Origin of the sequence: Aliidiomarina maris (assembly GCF_003987335.1) — a bacterium.
Lineage (GTDB): Bacteria > Pseudomonadota > Gammaproteobacteria > Enterobacterales > Alteromonadaceae > Aliidiomarina > Aliidiomarina maris.
Map to the genome: position 1 here is coordinate 159,611 of NZ_PIPK01000002.1, position 11,956 is coordinate 171,566.

Annotated in this window: 12 protein-coding genes; 4 read left to right on the forward strand and 8 right to left on the reverse strand. The window is 51.2% G+C overall.

The window, feature by feature from the left end:
• Positions 1-9: 9 nt before the first annotated feature.
• Positions 10-2,961 (reverse strand): pitrilysin, encoded by a 2,952-nt coding sequence (ptrA, locus tag CWE07_RS03325; protein ID WP_111568793.1) that lies wholly within the window; start codon positions 2,959-2,961, stop codon positions 10-12.
• A gap of 213 nt (positions 2,962-3,174) precedes the next feature.
• On the opposite strand from ptrA, the gene CWE07_RS03330 reads away from it, so the two are divergent.
• Positions 3,175-4,167: a hydrolase gene (locus tag CWE07_RS03330; protein ID WP_111568792.1), complete on the forward strand. Its 993-nt coding sequence runs from the start codon at positions 3,175-3,177 to the stop codon at positions 4,165-4,167.
• Positions 4,168-4,178: 11 nt separating this feature from the next.
• Positions 4,179-4,424 carry a YheU family protein gene (locus tag CWE07_RS03335; RefSeq protein WP_111568791.1) on the forward strand — a complete coding sequence of 82 codons (246 nt, stop codon included), beginning with the start codon at positions 4,179-4,181 and terminating at the stop codon, positions 4,422-4,424.
• Positions 4,425-4,442: 18 nt separating this feature from the next.
• Here CWE07_RS03335 and cysQ read toward each other — a convergent pair whose 3' ends face one another.
• A complete protein-coding gene (gene cysQ, locus CWE07_RS03340) occupies positions 4,443-5,270 on the reverse strand; it encodes a 3'(2'),5'-bisphosphate nucleotidase CysQ (RefSeq protein WP_111568790.1) in 828 nt (275 codons plus the stop codon).
• Positions 5,263-5,880: an ADP compounds hydrolase NudE gene (gene nudE, locus CWE07_RS03345; protein WP_111568789.1), complete on the reverse strand. Its 618-nt coding sequence runs from the start codon at positions 5,878-5,880 to the stop codon at positions 5,263-5,265. The genes cysQ and nudE overlap by 8 nt, the downstream gene beginning before the upstream one ends.
• A 101-nt stretch (positions 5,881-5,981) precedes the next feature.
• Here nudE and yrfG point away from each other — a divergent pair, with 101 nt between their 5' ends.
• Both yrfG and sthA read left to right on the forward strand, forming a co-directional pair.
• A complete protein-coding gene (gene yrfG, locus CWE07_RS03350) occupies positions 5,982-6,677 on the forward strand; it encodes a GMP/IMP nucleotidase (protein WP_111568788.1) in 696 nt (231 codons plus the stop codon).
• Between the two features lie 36 nt (positions 6,678-6,713).
• Positions 6,714-8,120, forward strand: coding sequence for a Si-specific NAD(P)(+) transhydrogenase (gene sthA / locus CWE07_RS03355; protein WP_111568787.1), 1,407 nt, complete (start codon positions 6,714-6,716; stop codon positions 8,118-8,120).
• 1 nt (position 8,121) lies between these two features.
• Here the strand turns inward: sthA and envZ are convergent, their stop codons facing one another.
• The 5 genes from envZ to CWE07_RS03375 form a co-directional block, all read right to left on the reverse strand.
• The gene (gene envZ, locus CWE07_RS03360) at positions 8,122-9,483 is read right to left on the reverse strand and encodes a two-component system sensor histidine kinase EnvZ (RefSeq protein WP_111568786.1); all 1,362 of its coding nucleotides are present in this window, start codon (positions 9,481-9,483) and stop codon (positions 8,122-8,124) included.
• Positions 9,483-10,223, reverse strand: coding sequence for an osmolarity response regulator transcription factor OmpR (gene ompR / locus CWE07_RS03365; RefSeq protein WP_111568785.1), 741 nt, complete (start codon positions 10,221-10,223; stop codon positions 9,483-9,485). The genes envZ and ompR overlap by 1 nt, the downstream gene beginning before the upstream one ends.
• A gap of 120 nt (positions 10,224-10,343) precedes the next feature.
• Entirely contained in the window at positions 10,344-10,820 is a 477-nt protein-coding gene (gene greB, locus CWE07_RS03370) for a transcription elongation factor GreB (RefSeq protein ID WP_111568784.1), read from the reverse strand.
• Positions 10,821-10,942: 122 nt separating this feature from the next.
• Positions 10,943-11,113 (reverse strand): sll1863 family stress response protein, encoded by a 171-nt coding sequence (locus CWE07_RS14295; protein ID WP_157983209.1) that lies wholly within the window; start codon positions 11,111-11,113, stop codon positions 10,943-10,945.
• A gap of 170 nt (positions 11,114-11,283) precedes the next feature.
• Positions 11,284-11,856, reverse strand: a complete 573-nt coding sequence (locus tag CWE07_RS03375) for a hypothetical protein (RefSeq protein WP_111568783.1) — start codon at positions 11,854-11,856, stop codon at positions 11,284-11,286.
• Between the last annotated feature and the right edge of the window lie 100 nt (positions 11,857-11,956).

Genomic DNA, 11,956 nt, shown 5'->3' on the forward strand with positions numbered 1-11,956 from the left:
GTGTAAACCTTAATCGTCACTACCTTGCCATTGTTGCTGGAAGGCTTCGATATCATCGACCACGACCGCATCATCGATGTCGATAAAGTCAGTGTCGCTAAACTTAGTCCCGCGTAACTGCACCAATACTTGCATACGGGCGTCTGAGTCTAACAACATACGATAGAATGCTTGCATGTCTTCATTAGTTAACCGCTCGACCTCTGCAATAAGTTGCTCACGGGTGTCAAAACGATAGTTTTCCCGAGCCCAGTCAGCACGTACACGTGACGCCTCCTGATTTAAGTTCTGTGGCTGCTCGCGCAAACTGACCAGCACACCTTGCTTACTTTCAGTGAAGGTTTCGTCTGACATGTCGTCTAAATGCTCAGCAAACCCTTGCTGGAAGCTTGTAAAATGATCTTTCAATTCTGGCAATGACGCCACCGAACTTTGAATCAAGAAACCAATGCCCGCATAGTCGCCCGCACCCACAGGGGATACACCAACGGCGTAGCCTAGTTGTTTCTCGGTGCGCAGTTCATTAAAGAATCGCGCATGGGCAAGTTCTGCCATCACACTGGCTTTAGCTCTGGTTGCTAAGCTATCGTCCGGTAGCACCCAAGCTTGCAACAAGGCGACATCTTCAAGCGCGACATCACGCTGGTAACTCACCGTCGTAGCGCTTCGCGGGGTGATCACTTGACTGCGGTCATATTGAATTGACGGGTCAAGCTCAACTTGATCACGAATCACTGCCACCAAGCTTTGTAAGCTCTCTTCGTCATAATTACCCACTGCCAATGCACGAATTGTCACGCCATTAAATAGGCCATCGCGCGCCGCTAACACGTCATCTAACGTGACGGCAGCCAAAGCTTGCAGGCGCGCTTCAGGGTTAGCACCCGGCAATTGGATAAAGCTATTGTAGCGTGGACCTAATTGCTGCACTGGGAATTGCAACGCTTGGTTTTCAATTTGACGACGTAAGCGGTCTTTGACCTGCTCTAAACGACTCGCGCTCGGCTCGTAATTTGCGAAGCTGCTCAGGACACGTTCAGCCAGCAAAGTTTGCTTGTCATTAAAGCCCGATAGGTTTAACGCTAACCCTTGGCCTGCCGACAAATCATAGTTAACCCCAGCAATAGAGGCTTCGCGCGCTAACGCTTGCTCAGCTAAGTTAAATGCACTAACCGCGACTTGAGCCGCCATGCGTTGGTTTAAATCCTGCTCCGAGGTATCTTGGAATAGCTGCACACTGACATTCGCACGCGGCTCCTGGAAACGCTCGCTACGCTGCAACCAGACGCTCACTCCTGCCGTGTTGATTACCTGCTGTGCCTGGGTGCTGTCGCCTAACGGCTTGACGCTCATATCTTCAGGCAACAAGGTGTTCACCGACGGTAAGCTAACTTCAATGTCTTGTGCTTGGGCGCGCCAGCTATCGATAATCTCAGGGTTCAACGCCTCGACACGGTATTCGCCATCAAAATAATGCAAGCGCTGGTCAACCTCGACGTCTGGGGCAATAAACCAAACTCGCGCATTGTCAGGGCTCAACTGGGTCAATACTTCGTTAATCGCCTGTGGGTTGTAGCTGTCTAAGCGATAGCTGTAGTCGACGATATGTTGAAGGGGGTAGTGCTGCATAGCAGCGGCCAATTGCGTGGCGTAATTAAATGCATTGGTACGCTGCAAAAATTGGAAACGGTTGTTCAGCACCGTGCGCACTTCGTCGAAGTAGGCTTCATCGACGCCTTCGACACGTAGCTTATCAATGTAGTTAAACAGCATGCCGGCGATCACTTCACGGTTTTCAAGGCCGGTGTCGGTCAACTCTGCCTGAATGATAAAGCGTCCAGCATTGCCATAGGCATTTGGCTGCGCGTAAGCACCCAAATTATCGGCCCAGCCCTGCTCCCGTAAGAATGCGCCCGGGGTGCCCGGCATCTCCGAATTAATCATATACGCCACCAGTTCATTCGGCTGGTAGGCGAATTGGTCGATATTGTTATCAATCGTGAAATCGATTTGTAATACTCGCATTTCCATTTGCGGGCGGTAGAAAATTTGACGACTGCGTTCGGCATCCGTTACCACTGGTGTAGTAATTTCCGGTGCGGGTGCGTCATGGTTCGGAATATCGGCAAAATAGGTATGTGCCATTTGCTCAAGTTCAGCCAACGGGTAGTTACCGATAATACTTGCGGTCATTAAATTGGCTGAATAGTAGCGACGATAAAAATCCAGCATTTCGTCATACAAAATACTGCCTTCTTTGTCGCCTAAGCTTTCTTTATTACCAATGCGAAAGCGAGCAATCGGGTGCTCCGGGTTTAACGTGATATTATTTAATTTGAATAAAATAAAACCATCAGATGCACGGCGCATCGACCATTCAGAATCAACGGCATTAATTTCCTTTTCTGAGTAGTCAGGATCAAAAATAGGGGCTTTGAAGAAGTCCGAAAAGCGGTCTAAGGCATCGGCTAAACGGTCGTTGTTAATCTGGAACATGTAATTGGTATGGTCATCGGCCGTATAAGCATTATGCATACCGCCATGACGCGACATGAATTCACCATACTCGTCTGGATCAGGGTACTTTTCAGTACCTAAAAACAGCATATGCTCCAAATAATGCGCCAAACCCAACTGCTCATCTGGGTTTTGCATACTGCCTACATGGACATTTAATGCCGCCGCTGCTTTATCTGCGTCGGGATCGCGAACCACCACCACATCTAAGCCGTTGTCCAGGCGCACCACCGCGTATTCGCGACTGTCATTTGGACTGACATAAATCCCACTATCGCTTGCCTGTTGCTGGCTCGAAGCCGGTGTGCTACTACCGTTAGGCGATGATGGCTCTGGCGCGGGTTGGCAACCAACCAATAGCGCCAAGCAGGCACCTGTAATGACACTCGAAAGCAAGCTTTTTCGCATGCTGCGAGGGTTTGTGCGGAATCTAGCTGTGGTCATAGTGTGTGCTTCCTTGGCATTTAGTTAATGATATGTTGCAACTATTATGCGCAAGCCGCTGCGCTTGGGCAATCAAAGCTAAGCGGCCCGGTTCGATGTTTTGTAACTAAGTATGTCCTGGCGGCTGACGTCACTTCGTGCGCCGTGCTAAAGTGCGCGCCTGAATGTTCGCTGCGCCTGAATCAAATCAACCATGCCCATGAGCCTTGCCGTATGACTCAATTATTAAATTTCCAGCCCCACCCATGGCTACGCAACCAACATGTGCAAACCCTATGGAGTCGTATTGCACGATACAAAGCCCGCAGCGAGCGACATTGGCAATGCCTGCCGTTGCCCGACGGCGACTTTATCGACCTAGCTTGGAACCGACCATACACCGAAGTCATAAGTGAGCCGAAACGACCGTTGTTGATTATTTTTCACGGTCTTGAAGGGTCAGTGTATTCCCCTTACGCGGATGATCTCATGGCGACCGCCCGTAGTCGCGGCTGGCACGCAGTGGTGATGCATTTTCGCGGCTGCAGTGGCCGCCCCAACCGCAGCCACCGTGCGTATCATTCAGGCGATACCGCCGACGCTTCGACTTTAGTGGCTTGGCTGCAGCGCCAAGGTTTTGAGCAACTGTATGCGGCGGGGTTCAGTTTAGGTGGCAATATGCTGGTCAAATTGCTTGGCGAAGAACCAGACATTGGACTGCGCGCTGCCGTGAGCACCTCCGCCCCCTTGTCCCTAGGCCCAAGCTCTGCGCGCATTGACCAAGGCTTTTCACGTGTTTATCGCAACCATTTAGTGAGCTCATTGAAGCGTAAAATCATTCAAAAGCACGCGCTTGGGCAATTGCAGGGGCATTTGCATATCGACCCTGCAACGATTCGGCGCATCGTCAACTTTCGTACGTTCGATAATTTGGTCACTGCGCCATTACACGGCTTTGACGGCGCTGATGATTACTACACACGCTGTAGTGGACTACAATTCATTCCATTGATTAGGCGACCGCTGTTGATTATTCATGCTGCAGACGACCCCTTTACCAGCCCATGCTGTGTGCCTGAGGCGCCGATGCTACCTGCCAATGTACGCCACGAACTCAGCACCCATGGCGGGCATGTTGGCTTTGTCGCCAAGCATGAGGGCAAGTCGGGTTACTGGCTAAGTCGACGAATTTTAGATTTTTTGAGCACGGAATTAGGACTTGATTGATAGGAGTAGCGATGAAAATTCCTTACCAACAGATAAACCCAGAGACTTTAACGGCGCTGATTGAACACTTTGTGCTGCAAGAAGGTACAGATTATGGCGAGCAGGAAGTCAGCTTAGCAACCAAAGTCGAGCACGTGCGCGCGCAACTCAAGCGTGGCGATGCTGTAGTTGTGTATTCAGAGCTGCACGAAAGTGTGCATATTGTGCCCAAAGACGCCGTCAGCGCCACTGAGCACAACCAGCAACCAGACGCCTAGCGCCTAACACTTGCTGCGTCAGGCCAGTAACCGTGGAAACACTGCGAGCCAATCCACGCGCGGGTCGCCTAACACCATAAAGTTTGGGTTCGCTAAGCTCGCCGTGCGGTTGTAGGTAATCGGCTCGAAATGTTCGCTGAGTAAACGTCCGCCAGCCTGCTCAACAATGACTTGGGCAGCCCCCGTGTCCCACTCCCCAGTGGGTCCTAAACGCAAGAAACAGTCAGCACTTCCGTCTGCCACCATACATGCTTTCAACGAGCAGCTGCCGGTCATTACCGAGCGCACCGCCCGTTCGCTGGTCATCCGCGCCGCAACTTTGGCATGGTTCTGACGACGACTAATTGCGATGACCAATTCATCCTGCGCTGGGTCATGCAGTCGCCGAACTTGCATCGGCGTAGGTTCGGGGCTGTCGCTTTGGGAGTAGTCGAGGCGCTGGGCTCCAAGCCCTACTCCACCTTGATATAAGCGCTGTTCGGTTGGCCAATAAATACCACCGAGTACGGGTTGAAAATTATCGATGAGCGCCACCGCAATGGCAAAGTCGCCACTACCTTGAATAAATTCCTGGGTGCCATCAATTGGGTCGATTAACCAATAGCGTTGCCAATTACGACGTTCTACCCAAGGCACTAATGCCTCTTCGGACAGTACCGGGATGTCAGGGGTTAAACGCTGTAACGCGGCGAGCAGAAACTCACTCGCAGCTAAGTCGGCACTGGTAACTGGTGAATCATCCGCCTTATCGGTTACGGTGAAGTCTTGACGACGATAGTGGTCCAGCACCAGTGCGCCGGTGTCGCGTAATATACTTGCTAAAGCTTGCTGTAAAGGCTTAGCCAAAATTCGACTCCTGCTTTGCTTCGGTATCCACCACGCCGTCTTGCGACGGCAGGCCAACACTGCCGCCCCGCAACCAACGCTCAAGTAGCAATAACGCGGTGACGGAGCGCGCTTCAGTGAAATCTGGTTGCGCCAGCAGTTGGTCAATCTCACTCACTTTCCATGGCACCACTTCAAGCGGCTCTGGCTCATCGCCTGCCAATTTTTCAGGGTAGAGGTCCTGACCAATAAACAAGGTCATATTGGCGGAAAAGAATGCAGGGGCCATGGTCACAGATTTCATCGCAGTTAAGCGCTTAGCGCCATAGCCAATCTCTTCGCGCAACTCGCGGTTTGCGGCCACTGCATGGCTTTCACCTGGGTCTACTAAGCCTTTGGGGAAGCCGAGCTGGTAATTATGCAACCCGGCAGCGTATTCACGCACCAGCAACATGGTGTCAGCGTCAAGCATAGGCACCACCAGCACCGCACCTCGGCCACTACCTTGCACGCGCTCATAACGCCGCTCTTCGCCATTACTAAATTTCAAATCAACGCTTTCAATGCGTAGCAAACGGCTTTCGGCGACCAATTGGCGCGCGAGAATTTGTGGTACTTGCTTATCCGTCATAATTCCCCGACACTGCTTAGCTGGTAATAAGGTTACTATAAACTGCTTAGCCCAAAAGCTAAACGGCTAACCTTCAATGTATCAACAATCTAGGTTTTCCCATGTCTCAAACCACCCCTACGCCTATCCAGCTGCCATGGTCCGATATCGACACTTTACTGCTCGACATGGACGGTACGCTACTGGATTTGCACTATGATAACCAATTTTGGAACCAGCGCGTGCCTGAGTTCTATGCGGCAGCGCAACAAATTGAAGTGGCGACTGCGCACCAGTACATCCATCAGCATTTCAGTACGGTCGCAGGCACACTTGACTGGTACTGTTTAGACTACTGGCAGCAAACTTTGCAATTGCCGATTCGCGAACTTAAACGCCAGTTTATTGATTTAATCAAAGTGCGTGCTGATGTGCCGGATTTTTTAGCCGAAGCCCGCCAAGCTAATAAGCGGATTATTTTAGTTACTAACGCACACCCAGACGCGTTAGCGCTTAAGAATCAATGCACTAACCTGGCCGCTATGTGTGATGAACAATATTCAACCCATGAATTTGGTGCCTGCAAAGAAGAGCAAAGTTTGTGGCAACAACTTCAGCAACGCACGCAGTTCGACCCTGCTCGCAGCCTATTTATTGATGACGGTGAGCATATTTTAGCGGCGGCGGCGCAGTTTGGTATCGCCCACGTGCTTGGGGTTGAAAACCCAGATAGCCAGCTACCGTCAAAAATCTTCCATCAATTTCCTAGTTTTGACAACTATGCCAGCTTACGACCTATAATAGGGGCTACGAGCTAATATTCGATTCAGCTACAGTTTTAAACAGGGTCATGCATGGCAAAGAAAACGTTTGATTACGACGCGATAGTTATCGGTTCAGGTCCAGCAGGTGAAGGCGCCGCCATGAAGCTGGCAAAAAGCAAGCAGCGCGTCGCTATGATAGAGCGCCATTCAAGTATCGGCGGCGGGTGTACGCATTGGGGCACCATTCCATCTAAAGCGCTACGCCACTCGGTTAGCCGTTTAATTGAGTTCAATGCAAACCCCCTGTTTTCGCGTCATGACACCCCACTGCATTTAAAATTCAGTGACATTCTTGATCACGCACAATCCGTCATCCGTCGCCAAATCAAGCTGCGAGGCAGCTTTTATGAGCGCAATGGGGTGCCAGTGATTCATGGAGCTGCGTCGTTTGTGGATGGCAACACCCTGCAAATTGAAAAAGCTGACGGGTCAGTTGATTTCATTACCGCGCGCCAATTTGTGATTGCCACAGGCTCGCGCCCTTATCGCCCTGCCAATATCGATTTCAGTCACCCGCGTGTGTACGATTCCGATACCGTATTGGCGTTAAAGCACGACCCGCGCAGCATTATTATCGTCGGCGCAGGCGTGATTGGCTGTGAATATGCCAGTATATTTCGTGGCTTGGGTGTGAAAGTTGACTTACTCAACATGCGCGACCGCCTGCTGTCATTCCTCGACACTGAAATTTCTGACGCCTTGAGCTATCACTTACGCAACAGCGGCGTGGTGATTCGCCATGGCGAAGAGTTCGCCAGTGTGGAAGGTACGGACGACAAGGTCATTCTAACCACAGAATCAGGCAAAATTGTGCAAGCAGACTGTCTGCTATTTGCCAATGGTCGGTCCGGCAATATCGAGTCGCTGAGTGTTGAGAAAGTTGGCCTGAAGCCGAACCAACGCGGCCAGTTAGAGGTTGACGACAACTATCGTACCAGCGTCGACAATGTCTATGCAGTCGGCGATATTATCGGTTACCCGTCCCTTGCCAGTGCAGCCTATGACCAAGGTCGCTTCGCTGCCACCGCAATGCTTGAAGGTAAGTGCGAGCAAAAACTCATTGCGGATATTCCAACGGGTATTTATACCATTCCGGAAATTAGTTCGGTGGGTGCGACTGAAGAAGAGCTAACCGCGAAGAAAGTGCCTTATGAAGTTGGTCGCGCTCAATTCAAGCATTTAGCCCGTGCACAAATTGCGGATACCCAAGTTGGCTGTCTGAAATTGCTGTTTCACCGTGAAACCCGCGAGATTCTTGGCATTCACTGTTTCGGCGAGCGTGCAGCAGAAATTATTCACATCGGCCAAGCCATTATGGAGCAAAAGGGAGAAGGTAATACCTTAGATTACTTTATCGATACCACCTTTAACTACCCGACCATGGCCGAGGCTTACCGGGTGGCAGCCCTCAATGGTATTAACCGTGTGATGGGCTGAGTCAGCCTACCGCGTGTTGGGTCGGTTGCCTGACTGGCAATTCGATCCGCACGCACAGCCCAGCGCCAGCTTGGTTACGTAATTGAATGTCGCCACCGTGCAATTGTACAAAACGTTTCACGATGGCTAAGCCCAAACCAGACCCTTCCCCACCGCGAGCCAAGTTGCCCTGCATAAAGGGTTCAAATACCTCATCCAATTGCGCTTCATCAATGCCTTCACCGCTATCGATTACTTCGATCCAAATGCGGGCATCTTTACGCACATTACCATCGGCGTAGATACCCTGAGCGCCAGTACGAATTGTTATCGGTGTCGAGCCATAGTGGCGTGCGTTATCAATTAGGTTGCTTAGCACGCGCTTCATCGCTACCGCTTGCAGTTGCACCAAAGGTAAGTCACCCAAGTTAAGGTGAAATAGGTCTTCACTTGGCGCGTCCGTCACGTACTGCACACTCTCAATCACATCTTGAATCAGCACATTGAGGTCTTCTTCACTGAAATTGACATGATCACGGGCACGCACGTAATCGATAAACTGGTCGATAATCGCATTCATATCGTCAATGTCATGGACGATGCCTTCAACCAAGTAATCTTCACTCGGTGGCATCATTTCAGTCGCAAGACGAATGCGCGTTAAAGGGGTGCGTAAGTCATGGGAAATACCTGCAAGTAGCAATGCGCGATCTTGCTCAAGACGCTGAATACCCCGCGACATTTGATTAAACGCCTGGGTCACCTGCATGATTTCCGAGGCACCGCGTTCTTCCAGTTGCCCAGGGTCTTCACCAGCGGCAATCCTGCGCGCTGCCAACTGTAAAGCTTGCAGCGGACGGTTGAGCCAACGCGCAAATGCAATGCCACCCAATACACTTAACGAACCAATTAACGCTAAGTAAAATAACAATGGCGACAACGCACGGTCATCAAATTCAGACAGCACCACACGATACCAGCTGTCTGGCTCCTGACTGCGCTGGACCCAAAAAAAGGTACTGTTATAGCTCGCCATGCGCACCTGCACGGGCTCTTGCATCACGTAACTTAATTCTGCCGCGAGGAACTCGTAGGGCTGGGCATAATCAACGCCCATTTGCTCTGCCTCTTGGGCGCTAAAGCGTTGTGCGCCACCCATCGCGTTATATTGAGCCAGCAAGGGTTGTCGCTCGGGGCCTTCCACTTGTTCTAACAGGATACGCGTTTGCAGGTTACTACCCAGCAGATGCACAATTTGCTGCACCCCGGGTTTTACCACGTACACGGCTATCATCAAATACGACACCGCTTGGTTGATAACCAACACGAACGCAATCAATGCAATAGTACGGGCAAAAGCAGTACGCGGTGTCCAGCGCCACATTAGGCTTTTTGACCGTCAGGCACAAACACGTAGCCCAAGCCCCAAACCGTTTGGATATAACGTGGCTTGGTGGCATCGGCTTCTATCATGCGGCGTAAGCGTGACACCTGTACATCGATGCTACGCTCCAGCGCACTGTAGTCGCGCCCACGTGCTAAATGCATCAGTTTATCCCGTGAAAGCGGCTCTCGGGGGTGGGTCACTAGCGCTTTTAATACCGCATATTCACCACTGGTTAGCGCAATTGGCTGCTGGTTTTGGCGCATTTCCCGGGTGGCTAAGTTAAACCAAAAATCACCAAATTCGACGATCATCTCTTCGTCACTTGGTGCCCCTGGCAATTCACGCTTTTGGCGGCGTAACACTGCGTTAATCCGTGCTAGCAGCTCACGTGGGTTAAATGGCTTGGCAAGGTAGTCATCAGCACCTTGCTCTAAACCCATGATGCGATCAACTTCGTCGCCTTTGGCGGTGAGCATAATAATTGGTAGTGCGCTGCCTTTTTCACGCAAACGCCGACATATCGACATGCCATCTTCATGGGGCAACATTAAATCCAGCACCATGAGAGAAAAGCTTTCGCGCTCCAGCAAGCGGTCCATTTGGTGCGCGTCTGCCACTGCGCGCACAGCGAAGCCTTGTTCCAGCAAATAACGCTCAAGCAATGCGCGCAAACGCATATCATCATCTACCACTAGAATTTTCTGGCTTTCGCCTGCGTGTTCCTGCGCCGTTACCATGCGGGGTCCTACCGTGATTGTGTCTATCGCTCAATATAAGAGTGCGCAGCCCGCTTTGCAAAGCCGATGCGTCTATCTACGAGGGTTAATTTGTTACAAAAGGTGTAGCCCGAGATCGGCCTACTTGGGTTGATAGCGAATCGCGTTAATGTACCACGTGTGGTTGCCTTGAGGCGTGCTTACCTCGGCCTCATCATCGACACTTTTCTTTAACAACGCACGCGCCATCGGTGAGTCAATTGAAATGTAGTCATTGCGCCCGTAAATTTCATCTGGGCCCACAATCCGAAAACTTAATGTTTTGCCGTCGTCGTCCTCGACTTCGACCCAGGCACCAAAGAACACTTTGCCGTCCTGCTGCTGATTATAATCAACCACTTGCACTGATTCTAAGCGTTTGCGCAAGTAGCGTACGCGGCGGTCTATTTCACGCAGGCGCTTCTTATTGTACTGGTAATCGGCATTCTCGCTACGGTCGCCAAGGCTTGCGGCCCAACTCACTTTTGCCGTGGTTTCGGGACGCTCGACACGCCACAGGTGGTCGAGTTCGGCGCTTAGCTTCAGGTAGCCTTCACGCGTAATTAGGTTGGTTTTCATGCGTTCGTGCGGTTCATCAAGTGGCTTTCAGGGGGAACAAGGTTACTGCATCTACTCGGCGAGGTAAAAGTAAAAGCGGCCGCCTTGCCTTTTAAAGCAAGTAACGGCCGCCGATACTGGTATTAATCACGGGCTTTACTGATCTTACCGCGTAATTCATCCATTTTCTTTTCAATGCTAATTTGAGCATCAGCACTGGATTCTTTCGCTTGGGCTTTTAATTTCTTCAGCTCAGCTTCCCACTGTTCAACTTTCGCTTCAGCTTTACGTTTCTGGGCACTTGATTCACTCATCATGAACTCCTTGTACAATTAAAAGTCACCTTGGCTGGCTGCCTACTTGGTATTCAGCATGCGAGCTGTGTGCGTGTAAGTTTGTCTTACCCTTTAAGCCTAGAACAGCTCGCGCGCTTTTGCCGCCCCAATACCAAACCTTTACCTTGTAAAGCTGCGCCCTTGATTGCTTAGCGTTGGCGAATACGCACTGGGCCGTGAATATTGCGCGTGTTCACTTTGCCGCCACTACGGTGCTCAATATGCACGCCACCGACGTGGCTAACCTGAATGTCGCCAGCGCCATTTTGCAAGCTGAGCATACCAGCCAACTCATGCACAATGACTTCACCGTCGCCATGTTCAATTTCGGCACTAAAATGATGTGGGACTCTGACATGCAAGTTGATATACGGAGCTGCGCCGCTATAGCTACCACCGCCAAAGCTTGCCTCCAAGCGCGCCGCGCCTTGCTCAGCCACCAGTGTCAGTACAATGTCCTCGGCGTCATAATGGTAAATATGCGCTTCAACGACCACTTGTTGTAGCCCCGGCTCCCCCTGCAGGGTGACCGCGCCGTTGGCTAAACGAGCCTGTAAGTGGTCTAACCCATCCGCCGCAAGGTCGATACTACGCTGGGTATATTCCGGCGGTTGTTGCGCCTGAACTGGCGCCACTGCGGCCAAAACTAATCCTGCGCTCACGGTCAGCCCGGCCCACCACATGCTAACTACCCCGTTCAGTTGGGAAATTATCTCGTTCATACTGGTTATCCTAAGTGCGCCCCTTTGCCGCGGGGCCGACTATGCTATGATGCTGCCTTTGGCAACGAGGCAAGCTTCGTTGCTGTCTATATAATAGCCA

Excerpts from the sequence above, each read along its gene's own strand:
- yrfG (WP_111568788.1), top strand. The coding sequence starts at position 5,982 with ATGTCTCAAACCACCCCTACGCCTATCCAGCTGCCATGGTCCGATATC.
- CWE07_RS14295 (WP_157983209.1), bottom strand. The coding sequence starts at position 11,113 with ATGAGTGAATCAAGTGCCCAGAAACGTAAAGCTGAAGCGAAAGTTGAA.
- ptrA (WP_111568793.1), bottom strand. The coding sequence starts at position 2,961 with ATGACCACAGCTAGATTCCGCACAAACCCTCGCAGCATGCGAAAAAGC.
- CWE07_RS03375 (WP_111568783.1), bottom strand. The coding sequence starts at position 11,856 with ATGAACGAGATAATTTCCCAACTGAACGGGGTAGTTAGCATGTGGTGG.
- sthA (WP_111568787.1), top strand. The coding sequence starts at position 6,714 with ATGGCAAAGAAAACGTTTGATTACGACGCGATAGTTATCGGTTCAGGT.
- CWE07_RS03330 (WP_111568792.1), top strand. The coding sequence starts at position 3,175 with ATGACTCAATTATTAAATTTCCAGCCCCACCCATGGCTACGCAACCAA.
- CWE07_RS03335 (WP_111568791.1), top strand. The coding sequence starts at position 4,179 with ATGAAAATTCCTTACCAACAGATAAACCCAGAGACTTTAACGGCGCTG.
- nudE (WP_111568789.1), bottom strand. The coding sequence starts at position 5,880 with ATGACGGATAAGCAAGTACCACAAATTCTCGCGCGCCAATTGGTCGCC.
- ompR (WP_111568785.1), bottom strand. The coding sequence starts at position 10,223 with ATGGTAACGGCGCAGGAACACGCAGGCGAAAGCCAGAAAATTCTAGTG.
- greB (WP_111568784.1), bottom strand. The coding sequence starts at position 10,820 with ATGAAAACCAACCTAATTACGCGTGAAGGCTACCTGAAGCTAAGCGCC.
- envZ (WP_111568786.1), bottom strand. The coding sequence starts at position 9,483 with ATGTGGCGCTGGACACCGCGTACTGCTTTTGCCCGTACTATTGCATTG.